Below are 25,617 nucleotides of genomic sequence, written 5' to 3'. Positions count from 1 at the left end.
ATTTATATAAAAAAACGCGGAATCCCCGCAAAAAAGGAGAGAATTTCATGAAAAAGGTTCTTGGTTTAATTTTCACATTAAGTTTAGTTTTAGTACTTACAGCTTGCGGTGGCTCCTCAGATAAAGCTTCATCTAGTAAAGACGATAATAAATTGGTAGTGGGTGCGTCAAATACTCCTCATGCCCAAATCTTAGAACAAGCAAAACCTATCTTAAAAGATAAAGGGATTGACTTGAAAATTGTTAAATATACAGACTACGTTATGCCTAATAAAGCCCTAGAAGAAGGCGATTTAGATGCTAACTACTTCCAACATAAACCATATCTTGAATTAGAAGAAAAAGAAAAAGGTTACAAATTTGCTGATGTCGGTGCTATTCACATCGAACCAATGGGCATTTATTCTAAAAAAGTAAAAGATATTAAAGATTTAAAAGACGGCGCGCAAGTTTTACTTTCTAACTCAAAATCTGACTGGCCGCGTGTTATTGGGATTTTTGTGGATAATGGACTTTTAACGCTTAAAGATGGCGTGAAACCACAAGATGCAACATTTGACGACATTAAAGACAATCCGAAAAACTTGAAATTTAAATATGATTTTGACCCAGCTTACTTGATGACTGCATATAATAATGAAGAAGGCGATGTTGTCGCTATTAACTCAAACTTTGTTGTAGACCAAGGCTTAAACCCTTCGAAAGATGCTATTGCAATCGAAAGCAAAGATTCTCCGTATGCTAATATTGTTGTAACTACTGACAAGAAAAAAGACGACAAAAACATTAAAGAACTAGTTAAGGTGTTACATTCAAAAGAAATTCAAGATTACATTACGAAAGAATGGGACGGAGCAGTTGTTCCAGTCGATAAGTAAACAAAAAAATCCTTTTACCGATTTGGTAAAAGGATTTTTTTAATTAGCACTACTTAAATATAGTTTCAGTCCATCAGAAATGGCTTTATCAAGTTCTTTTTTAGAAACAATGTCCTTACCTTCCGGCATTGGAGGGACTTTTTCATAATCAAGCATATCGATAGTTGTTGTTAAGTTGATTAAATCTTTTGTTTTGCTATCTTCAAAGTTTGTAGTGATAACAGCTTTACTAAAACCTTTCTTACTATCTGGTGTTAATGTTAATTTGAAATCGAGTGTTTGATTTTTATTGGAAGTAAGGTTTTTTAGTGAAGAACGAACACTTTTTTCACCGGAATTCCATTTTTTTTGAGCTTCTTTTTGCGAGCTACCATCAATTTCTGAAAGAAGTGTGATGATGTTTCCGTCATTATCAAGTGCTGTAAAGACGTCATTGACTAAATCTTTTATTTCGTTTTTGGATAGGTTTAAAACAATATCTCCATTATCTTTGGAAGTGAAATGTTTGTCATCTAAGTTATTTAAATAGCTGTAAATTGCGATACCACTGGCTTCTTCAATTTTTTTCAATTCTTCCGCTTGACGATCAACGGTTTCTGAATCAATTGTTTGATTGGAGAAGTTTTGGAATGTCTCGAATACGTTGAGATATTTAGATTCTAAGTCTTTATTTTGCGCGAGTACTTTGTTGAAAATCTGAGCTGCTGAATTGGATAGTAGGCTTGAAAAACTGTCTGCTGCGTCATAAATATCAGCTACAGGGATATAAGCTTTCCCGTCCTCACTGTTTTGGAGCGCATGTAGAGTTAAATCAAGTGGTTCTTTGCCTTTCCAGTGAAGCGAATAGGCGCTATAGGAAGAGGAAGAATCACTATCTACAGAAATTTTATATTGAATGTTAGATTTTTTAAGTTGATTTAAGTCAATATCAGAGCCAAGTTTTTTAATGTAGTTATCAGATAGGTTGTTTACTTGGAATGTGACGTTCGTTGTAAATTGTTTATTTTCAGCTGTTTTCTTTAAAGTAGATGTGAAGTCGGACTTAGGGGAGCTGCACCCGGATAATGTGGCTAAAAGCAATACAAAGATGGTCAGAGCCATTATTGCTTTCTTCATATTTTAAATTCTCCTTCAATAAATAATCGTTTATTACAAATAAGTTATTATGTTGCAAATTTGTTACGTTACAACAATACCATATCTAAATAAGATATACAATCCTTTTTTATAGTAAAAAAGGACCTTTCTTCTATTGATATAGAGCGCTCTTCCTTTTATGTCATGGATTCTCAAATAAAATGGAAATAGTGATAATGCACGAAAACTGGTAAAAAACGGCTATTAATAGTAGAATGAAGGGGAGAATGCGAAGAGTGCTGGTTTTTATAGTTGTAATCAGATTAGAATTATACTAAACTAGGATTATGCAAATTTTACACTAGGGAGGACTTTTTTATGGCAACTTTAAAGATTCAAGATTTACATGTTGAAATAGAAGGAAAAGAAATTTTGAAGGGCGTTAACCTTGAAATTTCAACTGGCGAAATCCATGCTATCATGGGACCAAACGGAACAGGTAAATCTACGTTGTCCTCAGCAATTATGGGGCACCCGAAATATGAAGTAACACAAGGATCAATCACGCTTGACGGAGAAGATGTACTTGAGATGGAAGTAGATGAACGCGCTCGTGCTGGCCTTTTCTTAGCGATGCAATATCCAAGTGAAATTAGTGGCGTAACAAACGCTGAATTCATTCGTGCAGCAATCAATAGCCGACGCGAAGAAGGCGACGAAATTCCAGTAATGCAATTCATCCGTAAATTAGATGCCAAAATGGACATTTTAGATATGGACGAAGAAATGGCAGAACGTTATTTAAATGAAGGATTTTCAGGCGGAGAGAAAAAACGTAATGAAATCTTGCAATTATTAATGATTGAGCCAAAATTAGCGATTTTAGATGAAATTGACTCTGGTCTTGATATTGATGCACTTAAAGTTGTCTCTAAAGGTGTAAATGAAATGCGCGGCGAAGGTTTCGGCTGCTTAATCATTACCCATTACCAACGTTTACTTAACTACATTACACCAGATTTTGTGCACGTAATGATGCAAGGTAAAGTAGTTAAAGAAGGCGGACCTGAGCTTGCTAAACGTTTAGAAGCTGAAGGTTATGACTGGATTAAACAAGAACTTGGTATTGAACTTGAGGAAGAAGAAGCAGTAGACCAACAATAAGGAAGTGAGGTTAAAATCATGGCAGAAAATATGACAATTAAAGATGATTTTATCCACGCTTTTTCAAGTAATGCGAATGAACCGGATTGGTTTTTAGAAATCCGTCGCAATGCTTTTAAAGCTTACGGGGAACTGGACTTGCCTTTTGTGGATAAAACAAAAATTACTCGCTGGAATTTCACGAAGTTTGAGACGTTTATACCTTTTAAAGAAGGCGTAACAAATGAAACTTTGCCAGAAAAAGTAGCGAATTTAGTTGATTTAGATAATAAAGAAGCCAATTTTTACGTTCAAATGGATGAAAGACCTGCGAGACTTCAGTTGCAACAAGAACTAGTTGACCAAGGCGTTATTTTTACAGATATTATTTCGGCTGTGAAAAACCATCCTGAACTTGTGAAAAAATACTTCATGACAGATTCAGTTCAAGTGAACGAACATAAACTGACTGCTTTTCATGCGGCGCTAGTGAACGGTGGGATTTTCCTTTACGTTCCTAAAAATGTCGAAGTGAAAGCACCAATTCAAGCTGTTTTCGTACAAGACAAAGCAGAATCTCCACTTGTTAATCATGTGTTGCTTGTGGCGGATGATAATAGCGCAGTCACTTATGTGGAAAACTACGTAACGGTAGATAACGCACCTAAAGGGATTGTTAGCATTGTAGAAGAAGTAATCGCTGAGAAAAATGCGCGCATTACTTTTGGCGGTGTAGACAATCTTGCAAGTGATGTTACGACATATGTGAACCGTCGTGGACACATTGGAACAGACAGCCAAATTGAATGGGCGCTTGGCCTAATGAATGATGGCGATACTATCAACGAGAACGTAACGAACCTAATGGGTGACGGATCTTCTGCTGATGTGAAAACTGTGACAGTTGGACGCGGGAAGCAAACGCAAAACGTGACAACGCGCGTGACACATTACGGAAAAGCTTCTAATGGTACAATTTTATCCCATGGTGTTATGAAAGAAAGAGCGACAACTATTTTTAACGGAATTGGCCACATTAAACATGGCGCTTCTAAGTCAGATGCACAACAAGAATCACGTGTACTGATGCTTAGTCCTGAAGCGCGCGGTGATGCGAACCCAATTTTATTAATTGATGAAAATGACGTAGTAGCAGGACATGCGGCTTCTGTTGGACGCGTTGATCCACTACAATTATTCTATTTGATGAGTCGCGGGATTTCTCAAAAAGAAGCAGAAAGATTAGTTATTCATGGCTTCTTAGACCCTGTTGTTCGTCAGTTACCAATCGAAAGTGTGAAAACGATGCTTCGTGAAGTAATCGAAGGGAAAGTGCGCTAAATGATTGATATCCAAAAAATTCGGGCGGATTTTCCAATTTTAGCTCAAGAAATAAATGAAAAACCGCTAGCTTATTTAGATAATGCTGCCACTTCACAAAAGCCGAAACAAGTTATTGAAGCTTTAACACATTACTATGAGTTTGATAATGCGAATGTTCATCGCGGTGTGCATACACTTGCGGCAAGAGCGACGGATGCTTATGAATCAGCTCGAGGTAAAGTAGCCAAGTTCATTCATGCGCGTGAAGTAGCAGAAATTATTTTCACAAGAGGTACTACTTCAGCGATTAATTTAGTTGTTGATAGTTACGCGGAAGCAAATATTGAAGCTGGCGATGAGATAGTTATTTCTTATCTAGAGCATCATTCTAATTTGATTCCGTGGCAACAACTAGCTAAACGCAAGGGCGCGGTTTTGAAATATATCGAACTAGAAGAAGATGGAACGATTTCTGTGGAACAAGCCAAAAAAACGATTGGCGAAAAAACGAAAATCGTTGCATTAGCTCATGTTTCTAATGTACTCGGGACTATCACGCCAATTAAAGAAATCGCAGCAATTGCTCATCAATTTGGAGCAGTCATTCTCGTTGACGGTGCGCAAGCTGTGCCGCACATGGAAGTCGATGTAGTTGATTTAGATGCTGACTTTTATGCTTTTTCAGGGCACAAAATGATGGCTCCTACTGGCATTGGCGCCTTGTATGGCAAACGTGAATTGCTTGATGCGATGGAACCTACCGAATTTGGCGGAGAAATGATTGATTTTGTTGAATTATACGATTCGACTTGGAAAGAACTGCCGTGGAAATTTGAAGCCGGAACACCGATTATTGGCGGAGCGATTGCGCTAGGTGCGGCGATTGATTACTTGGCAGAAGTCGGACTCGCAAATATTCACGCACATGAACAAGCATTAGCCAGCTACGCGATAGAAGAAATGAGCAAAATCGAAGGCATTACCATTTATGGACCAAAAGACGCGAGTAAACGATGTGGCTTAGTGACTTTCAATTTAGAAGGCGCACACCCACACGATATTGCGACTATTTTGGACGAAGATGGAATTGCGATTCGAGCTGGTCATCACTGTGCACAACCGTTGATGAAGTGGCTTGACGTTTCTTCCACAGCTCGCGCAAGCTTTTATATTTATAATACAAAAGAAGAAATTGATGCGCTTATAGATGGCCTCAAGTTAACAAAGGAGTATTTTGGATTATGACAAGCCGGAAATTAGATCAGCTTTATAGACAAGTCATTATGGATCACTATAAAAATCCGCGCAATAATGGAGAGCTCCCAGATAGCGATGTAACAATCGACCTCAACAACCCAACTTGCGGTGATCAAATTCATCTTCATTTAAAAATGGATGGTGATAAAATCGTTGCGGCAAAATTCACTGGTAGCGGCTGTTCGATTTCGATGGCCTCTGCTTCGATGATGACGCAAAGCATTATTGGGAAAACCGAGAAAGAAGCGTTAAAAATGTCCCGTGAATTTTCAGAAATGGTGCAAGGTCACGACCATGAAACAATTGATGAATACGGTGATGTCGAGGCACTTGCCGGAGTTGCGAAATTCCCAGCAAGAATCAAATGTGCGACCCTTTCTTGGAAAGCAATGGAGAGAGCGATTTTTGAAAAAGAAGGAACAAAATAAGTAGCGAAAAGGAGGATACGACATGACTGAAATTCCAGAAATTGGCGAATACCAATATGGATTCCATGACAAAGATACCTCTGTGTTCCGTACAGAACGCGGATTAACAGAAAAAGTAGTAAGAGAAATTTCGAATATTAAAGAAGAACCAGAATGGATGTTAGAATTCCGTTTGAAGTCTTTAGAGCAATTTTATAAAATGCCAATGCCGACTTGGGGTGGCGACCTGTCAGAACTTAAGTTTGAAGACATCACTTACTACGTGAAACCGTCTGAACAAACAGTGCGCTCTTGGGATGAAGTTCCTGAAGAAATTAAACGTACTTTTGATAAATTAGGTATTCCTGAAGCCGAACAAAAATATTTGGCTGGTGCATCTGCGCAGTATGAATCCGAAGTAGTTTATCACAATATGAAGCAAGACCTAGAAGATTTAGGGATTGTCTTCAAAGATACAGATTCCGCGTTAAAAGAAAACGAAGATATTTTCAAAGAATACTTCGCAAAAGTAATTCCACCAAGCGACAACAAATTCGCAGCATTAAACTCGGCTGTTTGGTCAGGTGGCTCATTCATCTACGTACCACCAGGTATCAAAGTAGATACGCCGCTTCAAGCCTATTTCCGCATTAACTCGGAAAACATGGGGCAATTTGAGCGGACACTGATTATCGTCGACGAAAATGCCAGCGTAAACTACGTAGAAGGCTGTACTGCTCCCGTTTATACAACGAATTCCCTTCACTCAGCTGTCGTGGAAATCATTGTAAAACCAGGCGCTTACTGCCGTTACACAACCATCCAAAACTGGGCAAATAACGTTTATAACCTAGTAACAAAACGTACTTTCTGTGAAGAAAATGCGACAATGGAATGGATTGATGGTAACATAGGTTCGAAATTAACAATGAAATACCCAGCTGTACATTTACGTGGCGAAGGAGCGCGCGGAACGACCCTTTCTATCGCGATTGCCGGTAAAGGGCAACGTCAAGACGCGGGAGCGAAAATGATGCACTATGCGCCTAATACGTCCTCTACGATTGTATCGAAGTCGATTTCGAAACAAGGCGGAAACGTAACGTACCGCGGAATTGTTCATTTTGGCCGTAATGCAGACGGAGCACGTTCCAATATCGAATGTGATACGCTCATTATGGATAACCTGTCCACATCGGACACAATCCCGTACAACGAAATCCTAAACAGCAACATCTCATTAGAACACGAAGCCAAAGTTTCCAAAGTATCCGAGGAACAACTTTTCTACCTAATGAGCCGTGGTTTAAGCGAAGAAGAAGCGACAGAAATGATCGTTATGGGCTTCATTGAACCATTTACGAAAGAATTACCAATGGAATATGCCGTTGAGATGAACCGTTTGATTAAGTTTGAAATGGAAGGCTCGATTGGTTAATATAACAAAAAAATCCCCTTCAACTGCAGCTTTGTGGTTGAAGGGGGTTTTTATTTACATTTAATTTTAGCTGTTTTTCTTTCTACTTAAAAAGCCAGCAATAAAATAAGATAGTATAAAAATAGATAATCCACCTATTAAAGATATACTTAATCCATCAAAAGGTTTCCTGCCAGTAAAGGCTGAACCGATTAATATCGTTCCGAAAAAAACTGAAGTCATTATAATAAGTCTTTTCATCTGTTTTCTCCTTTTTTTTAATTAAAGTATAAGACATAAAATATCCAAGGTAAAGCAACAACCAAATTAAAAGATTCTCCCTCCTTTTTGCGTTATAATAAACATAAATCAAAAACGATAGAGAGGGTGGCGGTTGATGATTACAATCGGGTTAACTGGATGGAGTGATCATGATTCTTTATTACAAACAAAAAAATTAACATTAGCTGATTATGCGGCACATTTTCCTGTGGTAGAAGTCGATACGAGTTTTTATGCGATTCCTTCTCCGCGAACAACGGCAAACTGGGCGGCGCAAACTCCGGATGATTTTCGTTTTGTGATAAAGGCTTTTTCGGCGATGACAAAACATAAAGAATGGTCGCAGTATTTTGATAGCGAAAATGCGATGTATACGGCTTATATGGATATGATTGCGCCGATAAGTGAAACGGGAAAACTACAGGCAATTTTATATCAATTTCCACCGTATTTTAATTGTACGAAAGAAAATGTGACTTATTTAAGATATATCGCTTCGAAAATGGGTGATTTGCCTGTAGCAATTGAATTTCGTAATAACTCATGGTATAGCGAACAAAATACAGAAAAGACGTTAGATTTACTACGAGAATTAGGTTTTATTCATACGGTTGTTGATGAACCACAAGTTGGATCTGGAAGTGTACCAATTGTGCTTCGTGAGACAAATAGTGAGATGACGCTAGTAAGACTGCATGGTCGGAATCAGTATGGTTGGATGAAAGCGAGTAGTCCGGAATGGCGCGAGGTTCGCACGCTTTACCGTTATAATGAGGAAGAAATAAACGAGTGGACCAAATATGTGGAACATTTACAAAAATTGTCCAAAGAAGTTGTCGTGATATTTAATAATAACAGCGGCGGGGATGCTGCTGATAATGCGAAACATTTACAAAAGGCGCTCCAAGTCGAGTTTCAAGGTTTGGCTCCGATGCAAATGGATTTGTTTTCAGAATAAAAAAGATGGCGCGTGAGTAGCGCCATCTTTTTTATGCCTTAATTCCAATTAAAAAGCTAATAACTAAAATAATAAGTACAATCCCAGTTACGCCAACGTATAAGTAATCTTTTTCCTTCAAAAAAGTAAACAATGATACAACGACACGAAGGACTGGCGTTAAAATCAAGCAAAACAGACCGAACATCATAATCGCGTATGGTTTAAGCGATCCTAGCCCGCTAAAAATCGCTGTAAGTGAGGTCGGATAAGTTTCCCCAGGATAGCCACTTTCGCCGGTAATAAACAGCATAACGAGGCCAAAAACGATAATGATCGCACTAAGGACAACACCGATTCGTAGCAGTGCGCTAACAATTAGCTCCACGCGGTACATTTCTTCTTTTTTCTCTGCCATCTAAATCCACCCCAATCCTTCTAAAATCATTTGGAAGGCAACATATAAAATGACGGGAATAAAAATAATCCGAATAACTTTGCTTTTTAAACGTTGCATGATGCGCGTTCCAAGTGTTGCGCCGACAAGTACCCCAATCGCAACAGGAGCTGCAATAGCGGGCTGGATGTCACCTTGGAAAAGATACACAGTTGCACTGGCAGCCGCGGTTACACCCATCATTAAATTACTCGTTGCGCTACTTACTTTTAGCGGCATTTTCATAAAGACATCAAGTGCCATTACTTTAAATGCGCCACTACCGATTCCAAGTAAGCCACTAGCGATACCTGCGCCGTACATTACACCAAAACCAGCAGGAACATTTGCCACTTGGTAGTCAACTGTTTGCCGTAAAGATTTATCGTAATAAGAATCATGTAAGTTTAATTTTGTTGCAAGTGGGTCTGGTTTCACATTGGTAGGAAATTCTGAACCGACCTTTTTAATCATGTTGAAAGCAGAATATAGAAGTAAAAGTCCGAAGATGATGTAGAGGGCTGTAGCCGAGAGCAGTCCGCTGACGAAAGCCCCGGTTATTGCACCGATTGTTGTGGCAATCTCGAGAAACATACCGACACGAAGATTGGTGATGCCGTCTTTGATATAAGCGATGGCGGAACCACTACTTGTTGCGATAACGGAAATAATACTCGCTCCAATCGCATACTGAATATCAATCCCGAAAATAAGATTTAAGGCAGGCGTTACAATAATTCCACCACCAAGCCCAAGCAAAGAGCCAACAACCCCTGCAAAAACAGAGATTAGAAGAATTTCGACTGTTTGCGTAATATCCAAAAAAATCACTTCCCTTTAAAACAATATATCCTATCATAACATAAAATGAAGGTTGAACGATTCAAACGGTCCTACTGCGTGTAAAAAAAGCTATTTTGAGCTACAATAGTTATATGTGAGGAGTGAGGTGGATTGATGAAACATTTAACTTTATGGCATACAAATGATGTTCATAGTCACTTGGAGCATTGGCCTCGTATTTTTAATTTCTTAAAAGAGAAAAGAACAGCTGCAGATAAAGAAAATAAGGCGGCGCTCTTTTTTGATATTGGCGATTTTTTAGACCGGGTTCATCCGCTTACTGAAGGGACAAATGGGCTTGCGAATACGGACTTACTTAATCAGCTTCCATATGACGCAGTAACTTTTGGCAATAATGAAGGAACAACTTTGGCACATGAAGACTTGGATAATTTATACGAGCACGCAGCTTTCCCGGTAGTTTGCTGTAATTTTTACGCGGATAAAGAGTGCACCGAGCAGCCGGACTGGGTGAAATCGATTGTTTATAAAGAAATAGAACAAGTGAAAATTGCTATTATCGGTGCGACGGCGCCATTTCGAGAGTACTACGAAGAGATGGGCTGGGGAGTAGAAGAACCAATTAGCGCGATTAAAAAGCAAATTGCTGGCTTAGACGCGGATACAGATGTAGTTATTTTACTGAGTCACCTCGGTTTGCCGACAGATGAAAGAATTGCTTTAGAATTACCAGAAATTGATATTATATTAGGTGGGCATACCCATCATTTACTTGAAAATGGAAAAATAGAAGGAAATGCATTACTGGCTGCTGCCGGAAGATGGGGCGAGCATGTAGGGAAAGTTACTATTGAGATAGATGAAAATAATCAGATCATCTCTAAAAAAGCAGTAACTTTTGCAACCGAAAAACTTCCAATCCCTCCAAATGAAACGGCAGAAATTCATGCTTTCTTTGATAAAGGACGAGAGGAATTATCTGAAAAAGTAGTTGCGATTCCCGGGAAGTTAGCGCATAATTGGTTTGATGACTCGGAAATTGCGCACATTTTGAATGAGGCTGTTTGTGAATGGACTGGTTCGGAAACGTTTGTGATGAACGCGGGCATTTTTATGACTGATTTTGAAGCAGGGATTGTGACGGATTTTGATATTCACCAAATGTTACCGCATCCGCTAAATGCGATTGCTTTGACGATGTCTGGTGAGGAACTTGAAATACTTATTGACGGAATCTACCGAAAGAAAGCAGAACTGCAAGACATTCCGCTTCGAGGTTTTGGTTTCCGAGGCGAGTATTTTGGTACCGTTTTGATGGACAAAGCTAGTTTTGACTCGGAAAATCAAGTGGCACTTTTTGATAATAAACCGATTGATAAAACGCGGGAATACCGGATTGCGACGCACGATACGTTTGTATTCGCGCCATTTTTCCCGATAGTGAAGCAAATTAAACGAAAAGAAGTATATACACCAGAATTACTCCGAGATATTTTAAAATGGAAACTCAAAAAAATGTACGGACAGGAGGAAGACACGTGACGATTACGATTCAAGATTTAAACTACGAAATTATCACCAATTATCGCGATGCTTTTGACGAGGAAAAATTGAATGAACGATTTAGCGATATTCTTGGGCGATATGATTATATAGTAGGCGACTGGGGTTACGATCAACTTAGACTGAAAGGTTTCTTTGAAGACGACAACCGTAAAGCCGCATACGACAACAAGATTAGCACGTTAAAAGAATATATTTACGAATACTGCAACTTTGGCTGTGCTTATTTTGTTATTAAAAAAGTAAAATAGTAAATGAGGTAATTTGGAATTGAAGAATTATAAAGCGTATTTAATTGATTTAGACGGCACAATGTATCGCGGAGCAGAAGTTATCCCCGAAGCAATCATTTTTATCGAAAATTTAAAACGTGCGGGAATTCCGTATTTATTTGTAACTAATAATTCTACAAAGACACCAGATCAAGTAGCCGAACATTTAACTGGCATGGGCATTCAAGCGGAATCGGGTGACGTTTTTACAACTTCGCAAGCAACTGTGCAATTTATGCTTGAACAAAAACGTGAGAAATCGGTTTATGTTATTGGTGAACGTGGAATAAAACAAGAACTAACTGATAATGGATTTGAAATAACTTCTAGTAACCCAGCTTTTGTTGTTGTTGGACTTGACCGAGAAGTAGATTACGAAAAATTTGCTAAGGCAGCTCTTGCGGTTCGAGGTGGCGCAATGTTTATCTCCACAAATGGCGATGCGGCAATCCCAACTGAACGCGGTTTGCTTCCGGGAAATGGTTCGATTACATCGGTTGTTTCTGTCGCGACAGAAACGACGCCTGTTTTTATCGGAAAACCGGAATCAATTATTATGGAGCAAGCACTCGCAAAACTCGGTGTTCAAAAAGACGAAGCAATTATGGTTGGCGATAACTACGAAACAGATATTATGGCGGGAATCAACTACGGTATGGATACTTTAATCGTTCATACTGGTTTCACTTCAAAAGAGGCACTAACAACCAAAGAGATTCAGCCAACATATGCTGTAACGAAGCTAACTGATTGGAAATTTAACTAGAAGAGCGGATTTTTTCTGCTCTTTTTTTAATAATTAGGAGGTTAGAAAAATGGTCTCAATACAAAAGCTAACGAAAGATAATTTTCATGAAACGGCTAAATTACAAGTCCATCCTCACCAGAAAACATTTGTAGCAGAAAATTGGTACTCGATTATCGAAGCAAGTTTTGAAGAAACGTATCATTCTATTGTCATTTATGCCGACAATATGCCAGTTGGATATGCAATGTACGGAATGGATACGGATGACGGCGAATTTTGGCTAGTACGTTTTATGACTGGAAAAGAGCACCAAGGTAAAGGCTACGGCGGGGATGCTTTGGAGCAAATCATCGAAATGGTGAAAAATTTGCCAGAAAAACCTGCAAGACTCCGCTTATCTTACGAACCAGATAACCATGTGGCAGAGAAATTTTATGCGAAATATGGGTTTGAGAAAACGGGCGAAATTATTGATGGTGAGGCAGTTGCTGACTTGTGGTTTAAACGATGAAAAAGGGTATAGAATGGGGATAAGGAGGACTGGGAATGGACGTATTTAATGATTTTTTTGTCGTATTTTTAATTGCAGCGACTGCTTTTTTTGTAGCGAGTGAATTTGCCATTGTTGCAATTCGAAAACCTACTGTCCTACAACTACTTGCCTCAGATAACCCACGAGCGAAATACGTTAAAAAAGTAACTTCCAATATGAATGATTATTTGGCTGCTTGTCAGCTAGGAAACACACTCGCAGCACTTGCGATGGGGTGGGTCGGTGAAGCAACAATGCGCGGTTGGCTAGAACCACTTTTTTTAATGCTGCCACTACCCGAATCACTGGAAAAACCGATTTCGATTTTTGTATCGTTCATTTTAATTACCTTTTTAAATGTGGTACTTGGGGAACTAGCCCCGAAAACATTCACCATTCAAAGTACCGAAAAAGTAGCATTATTCATCGCGCGCCCGCTAGTTTATTGGTATCGCCTAACTTTTCCGCTCAATTGGCTTTTAAATAACTCGGCAAATTTAATTACGCGGATGTTTGGTGTGAAACGTACTGATGATGCGGATCAAATGACACCGACTGAGCTCAAAATTATTTTTGAAGATAGCTACCGGCAAGGTCTTTTAAATCCACAAGAATTTCGTTATATGAAAAATATTTTCAAGCTTGGGGATGTGCCGGCAAAAGAAGTCATGATTCCGCGGATGTCGATGATTGCCATTGACCAAACAGCGACAGTACGAGATTTGCTTAAACTAACTTCCGAGCATACATATCATATTTTTCCAGTAACCGAAGATGAAGACAAAGATCATATTATTGGCATGTTACGTGTCAGTGCAGTCATGGCCGGTCTTGGAAAAGATGAAGCCATTGTAGAACAATCAATCAAACCCTTTATATCGCCAGTTTTAGAAGTGTTTGAAGGGATGGTTTTAGAAGAATTACTCGTAAAAATGCAACAAGAAAGCGAACCATTTGTCGTTTTAACAGACGAATATGGCGGGACTTCAGGTATTGTGACTCTTGAAGATGTCATGGAAGTGATTGTCGGCGATATGGAAGAAGCAAAAGGACCTAAAGGAATACGTAAGGTGGCATTAAATCATTTCATTATAGAGGGATCGGAGCCGCTTTTGGAAGTAGAGGAAGCAATTGGCGTTCCGATTGAAAGTCCGGGTGTCCATACGCTATCAGGTTGGATGCTGCTCGAACGCTTTGACTTAGAAACAGGGGACGAGATTGAACATGAAGGTTATCGGTTTATCGTTCGTTCGATGAATAAAAACTCAATCAGGCAAGTGGAAGTAAAACGTGGCAAAGAAAAACCAGTAAAAACGGAGGAATGACCTCTAGTTTTACTGGTTTTTGTTTAATTAACAATATCATCATGGTAACTATGGGCAAGACGACTTGCTGCAGCAGCTGCGATAGCTCCCACAATATCATCCAGAAACGTGTGAACAGCAATGCCATCATGTTCGTTTAGTTTTGCCAAAATACCAGGTTTTACTTTATCGATATAACCATAATTTGTAAAACCAATCGAACCATATACGTTAACAATAGAAAGTGCTAATATCTCATCTACGCCATAAAGCCCCTCATCAGCGCTAATAATGTTTTGTAGCGGTTGGACGAGTTCACCTTTTTCGGCCATGACATCAAGCTGGATGCCCGTTAAAACAGCATTTTGAACTTCGCGTTTACGAAGCACGTGCTCTACATTTTGACGGCATATTTCTAATTCTAATCCGGGATGATACTTTTGTTGTAAAAATAATACCAATTCTGCGATGTCATCTATTTCTACGCCACGTTCAATCAGCCAACTCCGAGCTTTAGCTTCTAGGGCGCTTTGTTTTTCTACCATTGTCCTTACCTCCTTCTAACTGTATGTATATTGTATGATAGACGTTTACAGGATTTCTAAACATATTTATACAAAAATAGCGACCGCTTATTTTGGTCGCTAAAATAGTAGTTCTTAAAATACTTGAACGACTTCTTTAAATCCGATAATTTTCTCTGCTAAAGTCAATTCGATTCCCATTTTTAAAGTCATATCAGAACTTGGACAAGTTTCGCATGCACCAAGTAATTTGATTTTTACAATGCCGTCTGGGGTCACTTCCACAAGCTCATAGTCCCCGCCATCACGAACTAAAAACGGTCGGAACTTTTTTAAAGCTTTATCAACTTCGGCATAACTAATTTCTTCCATAGGATATAGTTCTCCTTTCGCGAGGCACTATCATATTCTCTATTATAACAGGATACGGAAAAAATTAAAGAAATTAAATTGGGTTTTTCCGAGGGGGAAAGTAGTGTACTTTGGAGTAATTTCCAAATAAAAACTCTCTTATCAGCTGGATAAGAGAGTTTTAGTTGTTTGTTTTAGCTGTTTTTCTTAGAAACCGAGTAAATTCCTAAGAGAACGAAACATGTACCAATTAATCCGAACAATATACTTTCTTGTTGATTATCGCCGGTTTTCGGTAATTTTGTTTGTTTTTTGATTGTGGTTGGTTTGCTTGTGTTTGGTTTGTTTTCATTGATTTTAATAGTTGTTTTGTCTTTATCTGGTTGTGTATTACTTGGTGTTTTATCTTCTTTTTTAGGATCATCTTCTTGTTTAGCATATACAAAGGTGACTGTTTGAGCATCTGTTGTAAATACACCTGTGGCATTGGCTGGTGTAGCGGTTAACTTCCAACCGCTCAAATTTTTAGCTGTTGCCGCGTAAGAAGTATCTAGCTTACCGTTCAGTGTGTCAGGAGTAGCGAGTTCGTTGCCATCACCATCGACGTATTTAACAGTGACAGGAGCGCCATCTGCTTTTTCGTAAACGTAAGTGACAGTTTGGTTAGTGTCTGTGAATACTCCTGTAGCGTTGGCTGGAGTAGTTTTAACTGTCCAACCTGTGATGCTTTTGGCTGTCGATTGGTAAGGAGCGTCAATTTTGCCGTTCAGTGTGTCTGGAGTAGCAAGTTCATTGCCATCGCCATCGACGTACTTAACGGTAACAGGAGCGCCATCTACTCTTTCGTAAACATAAGTGACAGTTTGGTTAGTGTCTGTGAATACTCCTGTAGCGTTGGCAGGCGTAGTTTTAACTGCCCAACCAGAAAGACTTTTGGCTGTCGATTGGTAAGGAGCATCGATTTTGCCGTTCAGCGTGTCAGGAGTAGCTAATTCGTTGCCGTCTTCATCGACGTATTTAACGGTAACTGGAGCGCCGCTTGCTTTTTCGTAAACATAAGTGACAGTTTGGTTATCGTTCGTGAATACACCATTAGCGTTTGCAGGTGTAGTTTTAACTGTCCAACCTGTGATGCTTTTGGCTGTCGATTGATAAGGTGCGTCAATTTTGCCATTCAGTGTGTCGGAAGTAGCAAGCTCGTTGCCGTCTTCATCGACATATTTAACGTTAACAGGAGCGCCGTCTGCTTTTTCATAAACATAAGTGACAGTTTGGTTAGCGTTTGTGAATACGCCATTAGCGTTGGCAGGTGTAGTTTTAACTGCCCAACCTGTGATGCTTTTGGCTGTAGATTGATAAGGAGCGTCGATTTTGCCATTCAGTGTGTCGGAAGTAGCAAGCTCGTTGCCGTCTTCATCGACATATTTAACGTTAACAGGAGCGCCGTCTGCTTTTTCGTAAACATAAGTGACAGTTTGGTTAGCATTTGTAAATACGCCATTAGCGTTGGCAGGTGTAGTTTTAACTGCCCAGCCTGTGATGCTTTTGGCTGTCGATTGGTAAGGAGCGTCGATTTTGCCATTCAGCGTGTCGGAAGTAGCAAGTTCGTTGCCATCACCATCAACGTATTTAACGGTAACAGGAGCGCCATCTGCTTTTTCGTAAACATAAGTGACTGTTGTATCGCTGTCGCCAAATTGTCCGGAAGCTTGGCCTTCGATTTCTTTTAGTTTGTAGTTAGTAATTGTTTTTTCTGTTGTTTGGTAATTTTCTCCGGATTTACCAGAAATTGTTTCACTTGGAGCTAATTCATCGCCATTTTCATCTTTATAAAATACGTTTACAGCTGAATTTGTTTTTTCAGATACCTTAATTGGTTGTGATACTTTAATGGAGTAACTAAGCGGTACTCCTTTAGCGGAAGTAGCTGTGAATGTCGCGTTGTAAGTCACAGTCTTAGTTCCAATTGGTAAGTTTGAGAAAGAGACTGTTTTATTATCAGCTGATACCGTTCCAGCGTCAGAAATACTAGAAACAGGCATTTTTTCTCCATCAATATCCAAAGTAGGGTTGTTTGAAATAGCTGTTGCCCCTTCTTTAATATTAATAGTTGGAAGTGTGATAGTTTGGTTGTTAACTTGTAAACCTTTATAATCACCAACGACTGCCATGCCTTCAAAAAAGTCTTTTAACTTACTTAAGTCAGTAATGCTATTATTATCAGCGTAAGCAATAGATAATCCTCTAAGTGTATTTAAAGAATCAATGGAAGTTAGGTTGTTATTGTTTAAATAAAGGACTTTAAGTTTTTTCATCGTAGCAATTGGAGCTACATTAGTGAACTTGTTGTAACTTAGATTTAAGTGTGTAATATGATCATCTGCAGTTAATGCTGCTAAATCAGAAATATTATTCCAAGTTACATCTAAAGTTTCGAGTGATTTAAGGTTTGCAAATTTTGTAAATTCTTCATTATCGATTTGGTGATATGCTGGATCTAACCAAGCATACGAATTATAAGAAAATGATTTTAAGTTTTCTTTTTCAAGTAAGGGAGTGAAATCAGTAATATAATCCCCGCCTAGTTCTACTTCTTCGAGCGCTGGCATTTCGCCAAGAGCTTTAATATCATTTAATCCAGTAGTAATACCAACGATTTTTTTCAGCTTAGGTAAATTCTTAATCTGATTTAAATTAGTGATTTCTGTTTGGTTTGAAAAATATAGTTTGGTCATATTGACCGCTTTTTCGAGTCCAGTTAAATCTCTAACTAATCCAGTGACAGCATATCCAGATGAACCGAACATATAGGAAATATCCGCTGTACTAATCGTCTCAAGGTGTGCTTCAGTCAATTCGTCTAATAACGGATTACCTACGATGGTTTTAAGACCTTCTTTTAAATACGGATCTGGGATATTTACTACATCAGTTGATGCTCCCCGTACATTACTAAAAGGTAAAAATGCGGTTGTGATTAAAAATAAAGCTAACATTATTTTGATTGCTTTTTGCATATGTCTAATTTCCTCCTTGTTTTTTGGAATGTATTCGTAATTAGTTATTCGTTAAAACTGACTATTTCAGCAACAAAATTAGTCGAGAATCTAGTGGTTTCAATCGAATACACTTCAAAGCAAAGTTATAATACCATGAGGGCTCTTCATAAATCATGGGTTTTCTAAAAGAAATTTATTGAAAGTAGAGTGAGCTTCATTAATTGGACATATTTGTTTTTTAGGGCGGGGATGTAGGTGGGAGAAAGGGTTTCGCTTGTTGGTTGGTGTGGGAGGAGGGTTTTTGGATATATATAACATATAAATTAGTTGTTAGGTTTTAAATTTTTCTAAAAATATTGAATGGTTAGTTTTTTGGCTGGGGTTTGGGGGAGGGTGAGTGTGTGTTTGTTTTGGGGGGATTTGGTTTGCTTTGAATGGGTCGAATGGGATGGAGGATTTCAGGTTGATGGTGGATGGATTTTGATGGGTGGGGCTTTTTGTTTGGAGGGAGCGCTTTACTGGAAGGATTACATGCTTGCTTTGCTCGTATGCATATTTGGCCGTAATTCGCTTTGCTTCGAACGGGCCGAATGGGATGGAGGGTTTTAGATTGATGGTGGATGGATTTTGATGGGAGGGAAGTTTTTGTGTGGAGGGCGCACTTTACTGGAAGGATTACATGCTCGCTTTGCTCGCATGCATATTTGGCTCGTAACTCGCTTTGCTTCGAACGATCCAAACAAAAACACGTTCCTAAGGCTCAGAAAGGAACGTGCTCTTTCAACTGGTAAGGTTGAAAGACAATTGGGTTGCGCGCCCAATTGTTAAAGGGAGTGTTACTTATATGTTGACCGTGAAATCACGGGTACAACCTATAGATGGTTTATCATGCTAATACACTACTGCTTTAAAGATTTGCAATGTATTGGAAATATTATAATATATCTAGAAATTTGTGTCAATTCATATCTTTATAAAAATTCATAAAGTTTAATAGTTATGCTAAATGAGACAGCTTAGTCGCTTTTTGGGGTAGGTTTTTGTACAATGATAGTGAGGTGAAGCATGATGGTAAATGAAGCGAAATTATATGTATATGGTTCAACGACTATTTGTGCGAGTTGTGTCGGAGCACCGTCCTCGAAAGAAACAGAGGAATGGCTTCGAGCTGCGATTGGTCGGAAGTTTTCTGGACAGCCTTTTGTAGTGGAATATGTAGATATTTTTAATCCGCCAAATGAAGCGGCTTTAGCAGATATGGCGAATAAGATTGTTGATGAAGATTATATGTATCCAGTCATTGTGGTTGACGGTGAAATTATCGCGGAAGGCAATCCTCGGTTGAAAGATATTTATCAAGTAATGACCGACCGTGGTTACTTGGCAACGATGTAACAGTCTAGGAGGCAAGTGGAAATGAATCCGATTGTGGAATTTTGCGTTAATAATTTGGCGAGCGGGGCTGATGCGGCGTTTGCGAAATTAGATGCGGATGATAGTTTAGACGTGATTGAATATGATTGTCTGACATATTGTGATTTATGCGCGACAAGTTTGTTTGCTCTAGTGGACGGAGAAGTGGTTCGCGGAGAAACAGCGGAGGAATTGGTTGCGAATATATATACATTTTTGGAAGAAAATCCGTTTTAATATAGAAAAAAGCGATGAGCGCGTAATCTGGCTCATCGCTTTTTATTAATCAAAAAATTGGCTGATTGGTGTTTCGCCGCTTTCGATAGTATAGGTTTTATAGTAGCTGGATTTCTCAGTTAAAGCCTCACTAATAAAGTTTGCAACATCTGCGCGAGGAATGTTTGTTTTAGGTTTTCCTGAGACTTCTGAGATTTTACCTGTAGCCGGATCGTCTGAAAGGCCGACTGGTCGCACAATGGTGTAATCTAGACCGCTTCGTTTGAGTTCGTCATCGGCGGCTTTTTTTGCTTTTAAATAGTGGACGAGAGATTCAGGACCGCTTTCTGGGTCATCTGCGCCGTAAGAGCTAACAATGATAAAACGACGTACACCTTTTTCTTTGGCAGTTTCGATTGCTTTAATGGCGCCGTTTTGGTCAATATTAATTGTTTCTGATGCAGGCGTATGACCACCTGAGCCAGCTGTAAAAATAACCGCTTCAATTTCATCATAGGCATAGTGGAAATCTTTTTTTAAATCGGCAATTATTGGTTTTGCGCCAAGTTTTTCAAGTTCACTTACTTGTTCTGCTTTTCTAACCATTGCTCGGACGAAAAAGCCTTTTTCCATGGCGAGTTTTTCTACTAAAAGACGGCCGATTTTGCCATTTGCGCCAATTACGAGTACATTCATTGCTAATCTCCTCCTAAAAAATATCTACAAAGAACTTTTCCCGGTGAGTAAAAAATAAAACCACAAGTCGCCTCGTGGTTTCAGTTATTATTCGAATAAAGATGTGGAATGCATTGGTTGCACTCGGGTTTTTGGATCAATGAAATTCATTGCGTTATTTACGGCAGTCGGCGCTTCACCAAATCCTGTCGCAATTAGTTTTACTTTACCATCATAAGTACAAATGTCACCAGCACAGTAAATCCCTGGGATATTTGTTTCCATTTTGGAATTGACGATGATTGAATTACGTTCTAGCTCTAAGCCCCAATTTTTAATAGGTCCGAGCGAGGAAACGAAACCGTAGTTAATAATGAAATCGTCAATTTCCAACGTTTCTGTAGTATCACCTTTGACTTCTTGAAGCGTAATATGTGTTAATTTATCGCCGTTACCAAGAACTTCTGTTGGAATGAATGGAGTTTTAATCGCAATGGATGACTTTTCTAAATTGTTAACGCTATGTTCGTGCGCGCGAAAAGCGTTACGTCTATGAACGATTGAAACAGAGCTTGCCACTTTTTCAAGCATTAGCGCCCAGTCAACCGCAGAATCTCCGCCGCCACAAACAGCAACGCGACGACCGGAAAAACGACTAAGATCATTAATGAAATAATGAATATTTTTTCCTTCATATTGTTCAGCTTCCGGAAGATCTAAACGTCTTGGTTCAAATGCTCCGTTACCAGCAGTAATAATGATTGCTTTACTATAGTGTGTATCTTTCTTCGTGATGATTTCAAATGTGCCATCGACTTGCTTTTCAACGCTTTGAACTGCTTCTTCAAGCGCAACTGTCGGATCAAATGGTTTCATTTGTTGTATTAAATTATTAACGAGTTCCTGTGCGCGAACAGAAGGATAGCCTGGAATGTCATAAATATACTTCTCAGGATAAAGCGTTGAAAGTTGTCCACCTAATTGCGGTAAACTTTCTATTATTTTCACACTCGCATTGCGCATTCCGGCATAAAAAGCAGCAAATAGCCCAACCGGTCCGCCACCAATGATCGTGATATCATAAATTTTTGTTTTTTCATCCAAAATACATCACCCCCTAGTTCCTAATTTCCCTATGAAATAGCTAAAGTTGCAATAAGCATATTTTAGCATATATTTTTGAAAAAGAATGTTTACGGGATTGGGGTATTAAAAAATCTGGAAAAATGAACTAGACCAATTACCACTCAAATAAAAGATTTTTACGAAAACCAAGTCATCTCAGAGGTTTATTGTGAAAAAAATCATATACCACTCTAACCTTACCGCTAAGAAGCATAAACCCTTGAGTTCCCTTCCTTGAAAATGCAAGTTAAAAAGTCTATGATATAGTTTGTAAGCTGTGAAAGAGGGAATATAATTGGTACTTACCAGTTCCGCTTTTTTCACTGGTTGCAGTAGATTTTTAGCGCAATCTACATAGGTGCAGTAAGAAATTCTTAATGCAATTTTTTTTGTGAAGAAAAATATAAGGGAAAGTAGATGTGATAACAGATGAGTAAACCAAAAATTGTCATTCTCGGAGCAGGATACGGGGGACTAAAAACTTTACGTAAGTTACAACAAAGAAACTTGGATGCCGAAATCGTTCTAGTGAATAAGAATGACTACCACCACGAAACGACTTGGTTACATGAAGCAGCAGCTGGAACAATTGAGCCAGAAAAACTAATGTATCCACTTGATAAAGTCGTAAACAATACGAAAACTACATTTATCCAAGATACTGTAGTAAAAATTAATAAAGACGAAAAAACAGTCACACTAGATGCAAATGGCGATATCAGCTATGACTATTTATTAATTGGACTTGGGTCAGAAGCAGAAACATTTGGAATCAGTGGTTTGAAAGAATATGCCTTCACTATTACAAGTGTAGAATCCGTTAAAAAAATCCGTGCGCACATTGAAGCGCAATTTGCTAAATGGAAAACAGATCCACGCGATGAATTATTAACAATTATCGTTGGTGGTGCTGGCTTTACTGGAATTGAGTTTCTTGGGGAATTAACTAATCGCATTCCAGAACTAGTGAAAGAGTACGATGTGCCTCGCGAAAAAGTGCGCATTTATTGTATGGAAGCAGCTCCAAAAGTATTACCACAATTTGATGCGAAACTCGTTGATTATGGTGTTGGTGTACTAGAAGATCGCGGCGTAGAATTCCATGTTGGTAAACCAGTCAAAGAAGCTACAGCTGACGGCGTTAAATATGCTGAAAGTGAAACAGAAGTACGCGAAATTAAAGCAGCAACAATTATTTGGGCAGCCGGAGTTCGTGGTAACAGTGTTATTGAAGCGTCTGGTTTTGAAGCAGGTCGTGGTCGTGTGAAAGTAAACAACAATTTAACCGTTCCTGGTAATGAAGAAATTTTAATTGTTGGTGACTGCTCACTAATCATCAACCCTGCAAATGACCGTCCATTCCCGCCAACTGCTCAAATTGCAATGCAACAAGCAGATGTGGCTGCAGTGAACTTAGCTAAATTAGTTAAAGGCGAAACAGATCTACAAGACTTTGTTTATCATGAAAAAGGAACTGTTTGCTCACTAGGTGATAACGACGCAATCGGTGTTGTTTTCGGCAAAAACCTGAAAGGCTACCCAGCTTCCGTTATGAAAAAAGTCATTGATGACCGCGCGCTACTACTTATTGGTGGTTCAGGCGTTCTTGCTAGTAAAGGTAAGTTTAAATTTTATAAATAAGACTTCTAAAAGCAATATCTGTTAGTGCAGATATTGCTTTTTTGTTATGTTATAATGAAGGAAAAATGAAAGTAGGTAAGTCCATGAAACAACTTTTTGAGATACTTCCTAGTGAGTGGGCAGAAAAATTTTCAAAAACAATGAAAGAACGTATTGAGTTAAGCTTTACAAATGAAGACGTGATTTCTTTAATAGAAAGTAAGGTTGGTGGGAGAGGATATTTGCCGAAAGAACAAGGTTATCCAGTGAATGAAGGAGGAGAACCACTTTTCTTTTTAGCGCAAATAAATTTTGCGGAAATGCCGCAAATCGAGAATTATCCAAAATCAGGAATACTTGCTTTTTATGTTGATTATCATGATGACTTATACGGTCTTAATTTTGATGATCAGACAGAACAAAATGGTTTTCGGGTGTTTTTCTTTGAGAATATAGACAGAGAGAGCATGACTGCAGAAGAACAAGCTGTTTATTTTGAAGGTATTGATAAATCAGCCCTTTATACTGTGGTCAAAGGGGAGTATAAACTTGCTGGTCGAGTAACGAAAGAGCTTTTGATGAATGATATTCTAGAGTTTGAGAAAGAATTTGGCAGTGGTTTTTATGACATCATGGAGCAAATTTTTGGTGATGATGAAGATAAAGCGAATGAGCTATTTGACCTTGCAACATATAGTAGTCAAATTGGTGGTTTTCCGTTCTTCACCCAAGAAGATCCGCGAATGCGTACAGAAAATTCGTATCACGACACATTGCTGTTTCAATTAGATAGTGAGTACAGTGAAGAGCCAGGTGCCCAAATAAATATCATGTGGGGCATGAGTGGAGTCGGCAACTTCTTTATTAATAAACAGGATTTAATTAATCGGGATTTTTCCAATGTTATTTTTAACTGGGATTGTTAAAGAAGCACGTTACAAAAAAGAAAGAAGGTAAATAATGGAACAACTTTTTGATATACTTCCAAGTGAATGGGCCGAACGCTTTTTGGAAACAGAAAAAGAGCGCATCGAAATACATTTTAAAGAAGCGGGCACGCTATCATTACTTCAAAGTAAAGCTGGTGGACGCGGTTATTTGCCTAAAGAACAAGGTTATCCTGTAACGGAAGAAGGGAAGCCGCTTTCTCTTTTGGCACAAATCAATTTTTCAGAAATGCCGCAAATGGAAAATTATCCAGAATTTGGCTTGCTCGCTTTTTATGTAGATTATCAAGATGATTTATACGGGCTTAATTTTGAAAATCCTACGAGCCAGGAAGGTTTTCGGGTGTTTTTCTTTGATGACTTAGGGAGCGAGAGCCTGTCCAAAGAAGAACAAGATGCGTTTTTTGCAGATGTAGCGAAAACAGATTTTTATCCAGTTGTGAATGGAGAATTTAAAATGACTGGTCAAGTATCGGATCAAATTTTGCTACAAGATAGCTTTGATTTTGAAAATGAATTTGGTAATAATTTTTATGAGTTAGCTGATCAAATTTTCGCTGATGAGGAAGATAAAGCAGATCAGTTATATAACCTAGCTAGCGAAGGCAGTCAGCTCGGCGGGTATCCGTTCTTCACACAAGAAGATCCGCGTATGTATGCAGAAAATCCCCATCACGACACGCTTTTATTCCAATTAGCTTCCGAAGATTTTGACAATAACAGAATGGCGATTATGTGGGGCGACTGCGGTGTTGCGAACTTCTTCATTAATAAACAAGATTTAATCAATCGAGACTTTTCTAACATTATGTATAACTGGGATTGCTCATGAAAAAAAGCTGACTACAATGAGTCAGCTTTTTATTTACATAAATATTTCTAAAATAAATCCAATCGCAATCCCGGTCAAAGCCCCAAAGAAAACTTCCATTGGTTTATGGCCGAGTAATTCTTTTAAATGCTTCGTTTTTTCTTCTTGTTCAGGTGCCGCAAGCCCTTTTGCATGCTCCACGAAGTCTTGGAAATCTGTTACTAATTTGTTTAAAATAACTGCTTGTTCACCGGCTTGTCTTCTAACGCCAGTCGCATCGAACATCACGATAATACCAAATACAACAGCAATCGCGAAATAAGGTGAATCTAGCCCGTATTCAATTGCGAGTGTTGTCATTAGTGCAGTAACCGCAGCCGAGTGAGAGCTAGGCATACCACCAGTGGAAAACATTAGTCCGAGGTTAAACTTCCGGTAAACTAATATATGAATCGGCACTTTTACCACTTGAGCAAACACTATCGCAATAATAGATGCAATTAATGGTGTATTCGTAAATATCGACATCAAATCTCTCCTGTCAAAAAGTCTATTC

At 38.7% G+C, this 25,617-nt stretch carries 28 protein-coding genes; 18 read left to right on the top strand and 10 right to left on the bottom strand.

The features are described from left to right. Positions 1–47 precede the first annotated feature (47 nt). Positions 48–878, top strand: coding sequence for a MetQ/NlpA family ABC transporter substrate-binding protein (locus PQQ29_RS12225; protein WP_003763809.1), 831 nt, complete (start codon positions 48–50; stop codon positions 876–878). Between the two features lie 39 nt (positions 879–917). Here the strand turns inward: PQQ29_RS12225 and PQQ29_RS12220 are convergent, their stop codons facing one another. After that, positions 918–1,994 carry an Lmo2079 family surface lipoprotein gene (locus PQQ29_RS12220; protein ID WP_187983867.1) on the bottom strand — a complete coding sequence of 359 codons (1,077 nt, stop codon included), beginning with the start codon at positions 1,992–1,994 and terminating at the stop codon, positions 918–920. Between the two features lie 339 nt (positions 1,995–2,333). Here PQQ29_RS12220 and sufC point away from each other — a divergent pair, with 339 nt between their 5' ends. Genes sufC through sufB form a run of 5 tightly spaced genes read left to right on the top strand, consistent with a single transcriptional unit; the run spans position 2,334 to position 7,523 of the window. Then, a complete protein-coding gene (gene sufC / locus PQQ29_RS12215) occupies positions 2,334–3,119 on the top strand; it encodes a Fe-S cluster assembly ATPase SufC (RefSeq protein ID WP_003768207.1) in 786 nt (261 codons plus the stop codon). Positions 3,120–3,137: 18 nt separating this feature from the next. Next, positions 3,138–4,439 (top strand): Fe-S cluster assembly protein SufD, encoded by a 1,302-nt coding sequence (gene sufD / locus PQQ29_RS12210; RefSeq protein WP_187983868.1) that lies wholly within the window; start codon positions 3,138–3,140, stop codon positions 4,437–4,439. Further along, on the top strand, positions 4,440–5,666 hold the full coding sequence (locus tag PQQ29_RS12205) for a cysteine desulfurase (RefSeq protein WP_061113869.1): 1,227 nt from the start codon (positions 4,440–4,442) through the stop codon (positions 5,664–5,666). Next, positions 5,663–6,106 carry a Fe-S cluster assembly sulfur transfer protein SufU gene (gene sufU, locus PQQ29_RS12200; protein ID WP_003722439.1) on the top strand — a complete coding sequence of 148 codons (444 nt, stop codon included), beginning with the start codon at positions 5,663–5,665 and terminating at the stop codon, positions 6,104–6,106. The genes PQQ29_RS12205 and sufU overlap by 4 nt, the downstream gene beginning before the upstream one ends. 22 nt (positions 6,107–6,128) lie before the next feature. Continuing rightward, complete coding sequence (sufB, locus tag PQQ29_RS12195; protein ID WP_003722438.1) at positions 6,129–7,523, top strand: Fe-S cluster assembly protein SufB; 1,395 nt, start codon at positions 6,129–6,131, stop codon at positions 7,521–7,523. A gap of 66 nt (positions 7,524–7,589) precedes the next feature. Here sufB and PQQ29_RS12190 read toward each other — a convergent pair whose 3' ends face one another. Then, complete coding sequence (locus PQQ29_RS12190; protein ID WP_185505541.1) at positions 7,590–7,763, bottom strand: peptide ABC transporter permease; 174 nt, start codon at positions 7,761–7,763, stop codon at positions 7,590–7,592. 136 nt (positions 7,764–7,899) lie between these two features. Here PQQ29_RS12190 and PQQ29_RS12185 point away from each other — a divergent pair, with 136 nt between their 5' ends. After that, positions 7,900–8,742: a DUF72 domain-containing protein gene (locus PQQ29_RS12185; RefSeq protein WP_003763797.1), complete on the top strand. Its 843-nt coding sequence runs from the start codon at positions 7,900–7,902 to the stop codon at positions 8,740–8,742. A gap of 31 nt (positions 8,743–8,773) precedes the next feature. Here PQQ29_RS12185 and PQQ29_RS12180 read toward each other — a convergent pair whose 3' ends face one another. After that, complete coding sequence (locus PQQ29_RS12180) at positions 8,774–9,139, bottom strand: DUF1634 domain-containing protein (RefSeq protein WP_185543594.1); 366 nt, start codon at positions 9,137–9,139, stop codon at positions 8,774–8,776. Continuing rightward, a complete protein-coding gene (locus PQQ29_RS12175; RefSeq protein ID WP_187983869.1) occupies positions 9,140–9,979 on the bottom strand; it encodes a sulfite exporter TauE/SafE family protein in 840 nt (279 codons plus the stop codon). It lies immediately after the preceding gene. Positions 9,980–10,111: 132 nt separating this feature from the next. Here PQQ29_RS12175 and PQQ29_RS12170 point away from each other — a divergent pair, with 132 nt between their 5' ends. The 5 genes from PQQ29_RS12170 to PQQ29_RS12150 are packed head-to-tail and all read left to right on the top strand — an operon-like array spanning position 10,112 to position 14,401. After that, the gene (locus tag PQQ29_RS12170) at positions 10,112–11,503 is read left to right on the top strand and encodes a bifunctional metallophosphatase/5'-nucleotidase (protein ID WP_187983870.1); all 1,392 of its coding nucleotides are present in this window, start codon (positions 10,112–10,114) and stop codon (positions 11,501–11,503) included. Then, positions 11,500–11,775: a YutD family protein gene (locus tag PQQ29_RS12165; protein WP_003722426.1), complete on the top strand. Its 276-nt coding sequence runs from the start codon at positions 11,500–11,502 to the stop codon at positions 11,773–11,775. Before PQQ29_RS12170 ends, PQQ29_RS12165 begins: the two co-directional genes overlap by 4 nt. A 19-nt stretch (positions 11,776–11,794) precedes the next feature. Beyond that, positions 11,795–12,562 (top strand): TIGR01457 family HAD-type hydrolase, encoded by a 768-nt coding sequence (locus PQQ29_RS12160; RefSeq protein WP_010991222.1) that lies wholly within the window; start codon positions 11,795–11,797, stop codon positions 12,560–12,562. A 49-nt stretch (positions 12,563–12,611) separates the two neighbouring features. Then, a complete protein-coding gene (locus tag PQQ29_RS12155) occupies positions 12,612–13,055 on the top strand; it encodes a GNAT family N-acetyltransferase (RefSeq protein WP_003763788.1) in 444 nt (147 codons plus the stop codon). Between the two features lie 35 nt (positions 13,056–13,090). Continuing rightward, entirely contained in the window at positions 13,091–14,401 is a 1,311-nt protein-coding gene (locus tag PQQ29_RS12150; RefSeq protein WP_003769115.1) for a hemolysin family protein, read from the top strand. Positions 14,402–14,424: 23 nt separating this feature from the next. On the opposite strand, the gene PQQ29_RS12145 is transcribed toward PQQ29_RS12150, so the two are convergent. The 3 genes from PQQ29_RS12145 to PQQ29_RS12135 all read right to left on the bottom strand — a co-directional run bounded on the left by PQQ29_RS12145 (position 14,425) and on the right by PQQ29_RS12135 (position 18,272). Next, positions 14,425–14,925, bottom strand: a complete 501-nt coding sequence (locus tag PQQ29_RS12145; protein ID WP_003769113.1) for a phosphatidylglycerophosphatase A family protein — start codon at positions 14,923–14,925, stop codon at positions 14,425–14,427. A gap of 114 nt (positions 14,926–15,039) precedes the next feature. Continuing rightward, on the bottom strand, positions 15,040–15,276 hold the full coding sequence (locus tag PQQ29_RS12140; protein ID WP_003763779.1) for a NifU family protein: 237 nt from the start codon (positions 15,274–15,276) through the stop codon (positions 15,040–15,042). A 173-nt stretch (positions 15,277–15,449) separates the two neighbouring features. Then, the gene (locus tag PQQ29_RS12135; RefSeq protein WP_187983872.1) at positions 15,450–18,272 is read right to left on the bottom strand and encodes a MucBP domain-containing protein; all 2,823 of its coding nucleotides are present in this window, start codon (positions 18,270–18,272) and stop codon (positions 15,450–15,452) included. A gap of 627 nt (positions 18,273–18,899) precedes the next feature. Here PQQ29_RS12135 and PQQ29_RS12130 point away from each other — a divergent pair. The 3 genes from PQQ29_RS12130 to PQQ29_RS12120 all read left to right on the top strand — a co-directional run bounded on the left by PQQ29_RS12130 (position 18,900) and on the right by PQQ29_RS12120 (position 19,904). Further along, positions 18,900–19,082 carry a hypothetical protein gene (locus tag PQQ29_RS12130; protein WP_077904849.1) on the top strand — a complete coding sequence of 61 codons (183 nt, stop codon included), beginning with the start codon at positions 18,900–18,902 and terminating at the stop codon, positions 19,080–19,082. 240 nt (positions 19,083–19,322) lie between these two features. Beyond that, complete coding sequence (locus PQQ29_RS12125; protein WP_003768177.1) at positions 19,323–19,649, top strand: YuzD family protein; 327 nt, start codon at positions 19,323–19,325, stop codon at positions 19,647–19,649. A 21-nt stretch (positions 19,650–19,670) separates the two neighbouring features. Beyond that, complete coding sequence (locus PQQ29_RS12120) at positions 19,671–19,904, top strand: YuzB family protein (RefSeq protein ID WP_003725587.1); 234 nt, start codon at positions 19,671–19,673, stop codon at positions 19,902–19,904. Positions 19,905–19,949: 45 nt separating this feature from the next. On the opposite strand, the gene PQQ29_RS12115 is transcribed toward PQQ29_RS12120, so the two are convergent. Both PQQ29_RS12115 and PQQ29_RS12110 read right to left on the bottom strand, forming a co-directional pair. Continuing rightward, entirely contained in the window at positions 19,950–20,579 is a 630-nt protein-coding gene (locus PQQ29_RS12115; RefSeq protein ID WP_010991218.1) for an SDR family oxidoreductase, read from the bottom strand. An 87-nt stretch (positions 20,580–20,666) separates the two neighbouring features. Continuing rightward, entirely contained in the window at positions 20,667–21,662 is a 996-nt protein-coding gene (locus PQQ29_RS12110) for an NAD(P)/FAD-dependent oxidoreductase (RefSeq protein WP_003763767.1), read from the bottom strand. A 450-nt stretch (positions 21,663–22,112) separates the two neighbouring features. Between PQQ29_RS12110 and PQQ29_RS12105 the strand changes: the two genes are divergently transcribed. From PQQ29_RS12105 to PQQ29_RS12095, 3 genes are all read left to right on the top strand, one after another. Beyond that, complete coding sequence (locus PQQ29_RS12105; RefSeq protein ID WP_003769108.1) at positions 22,113–23,324, top strand: NAD(P)/FAD-dependent oxidoreductase; 1,212 nt, start codon at positions 22,113–22,115, stop codon at positions 23,322–23,324. An 83-nt stretch (positions 23,325–23,407) separates the two neighbouring features. Continuing rightward, on the top strand, positions 23,408–24,229 hold the full coding sequence (locus PQQ29_RS12100) for a YwqG family protein (protein ID WP_010991217.1): 822 nt from the start codon (positions 23,408–23,410) through the stop codon (positions 24,227–24,229). 34 nt (positions 24,230–24,263) lie between these two features. Then, positions 24,264–25,082 carry a YwqG family protein gene (locus PQQ29_RS12095; protein ID WP_187983873.1) on the top strand — a complete coding sequence of 273 codons (819 nt, stop codon included), beginning with the start codon at positions 24,264–24,266 and terminating at the stop codon, positions 25,080–25,082. A 33-nt stretch (positions 25,083–25,115) separates the two neighbouring features. Here PQQ29_RS12095 and PQQ29_RS12090 read toward each other — a convergent pair whose 3' ends face one another. Next, complete coding sequence (locus tag PQQ29_RS12090) at positions 25,116–25,589, bottom strand: divergent PAP2 family protein (RefSeq protein WP_010991215.1); 474 nt, start codon at positions 25,587–25,589, stop codon at positions 25,116–25,118. Between the last annotated feature and the right edge of the window lie 28 nt (positions 25,590–25,617).

Source organism: Listeria innocua, assembly GCF_028596125.1.
Taxonomy (GTDB): Bacteria; Bacillota; Bacilli; order Lactobacillales; family Listeriaceae; genus Listeria; species Listeria innocua.
Note: the sequence above shows the minus strand (reverse complement) of the source record. Positions and strands in the feature narration are given on the sequence as shown.

Coding starts and splice junctions, on each gene's coding strand:
- PQQ29_RS12155 (WP_003763788.1), top strand. CDS start 12,612: ATGGTCTCAATACAAAAGCTAACGAAAGATAATTTTCATGAAACGGCT.
- PQQ29_RS12150 (WP_003769115.1), top strand. CDS start 13,091: ATGGACGTATTTAATGATTTTTTTGTCGTATTTTTAATTGCAGCGACT.
- sufC (WP_003768207.1), top strand. CDS start 2,334: ATGGCAACTTTAAAGATTCAAGATTTACATGTTGAAATAGAAGGAAAA.
- PQQ29_RS12125 (WP_003768177.1), top strand. CDS start 19,323: ATGGTAAATGAAGCGAAATTATATGTATATGGTTCAACGACTATTTGT.
- PQQ29_RS12095 (WP_187983873.1), top strand. CDS start 24,264: ATGGAACAACTTTTTGATATACTTCCAAGTGAATGGGCCGAACGCTTT.
- PQQ29_RS12120 (WP_003725587.1), top strand. CDS start 19,671: ATGAATCCGATTGTGGAATTTTGCGTTAATAATTTGGCGAGCGGGGCT.
- sufU (WP_003722439.1), top strand. CDS start 5,663: ATGACAAGCCGGAAATTAGATCAGCTTTATAGACAAGTCATTATGGAT.
- PQQ29_RS12115 (WP_010991218.1), bottom strand. CDS start 20,579: ATGAATGTACTCGTAATTGGCGCAAATGGCAAAATCGGCCGTCTTTTA.
- PQQ29_RS12135 (WP_187983872.1), bottom strand. CDS start 18,272: ATGCAAAAAGCAATCAAAATAATGTTAGCTTTATTTTTAATCACAACC.
- PQQ29_RS12180 (WP_185543594.1), bottom strand. CDS start 9,139: ATGGCAGAGAAAAAAGAAGAAATGTACCGCGTGGAGCTAATTGTTAGC.
- PQQ29_RS12140 (WP_003763779.1), bottom strand. CDS start 15,276: ATGGAAGAAATTAGTTATGCCGAAGTTGATAAAGCTTTAAAAAAGTTC.
- PQQ29_RS12145 (WP_003769113.1), bottom strand. CDS start 14,925: ATGGTAGAAAAACAAAGCGCCCTAGAAGCTAAAGCTCGGAGTTGGCTG.
- sufD (WP_187983868.1), top strand. CDS start 3,138: ATGGCAGAAAATATGACAATTAAAGATGATTTTATCCACGCTTTTTCA.
- PQQ29_RS12090 (WP_010991215.1), bottom strand. CDS start 25,589: ATGTCGATATTTACGAATACACCATTAATTGCATCTATTATTGCGATA.
- PQQ29_RS12190 (WP_185505541.1), bottom strand. CDS start 7,763: ATGAAAAGACTTATTATAATGACTTCAGTTTTTTTCGGAACGATATTA.
- sufB (WP_003722438.1), top strand. CDS start 6,129: ATGACTGAAATTCCAGAAATTGGCGAATACCAATATGGATTCCATGAC.
- PQQ29_RS12185 (WP_003763797.1), top strand. CDS start 7,900: ATGATTACAATCGGGTTAACTGGATGGAGTGATCATGATTCTTTATTA.
- PQQ29_RS12220 (WP_187983867.1), bottom strand. CDS start 1,994: ATGAAGAAAGCAATAATGGCTCTGACCATCTTTGTATTGCTTTTAGCC.
- PQQ29_RS12105 (WP_003769108.1), top strand. CDS start 22,113: ATGAGTAAACCAAAAATTGTCATTCTCGGAGCAGGATACGGGGGACTA.
- PQQ29_RS12225 (WP_003763809.1), top strand. CDS start 48: ATGAAAAAGGTTCTTGGTTTAATTTTCACATTAAGTTTAGTTTTAGTA.
- PQQ29_RS12100 (WP_010991217.1), top strand. CDS start 23,408: ATGAAACAACTTTTTGAGATACTTCCTAGTGAGTGGGCAGAAAAATTT.
- PQQ29_RS12205 (WP_061113869.1), top strand. CDS start 4,440: ATGATTGATATCCAAAAAATTCGGGCGGATTTTCCAATTTTAGCTCAA.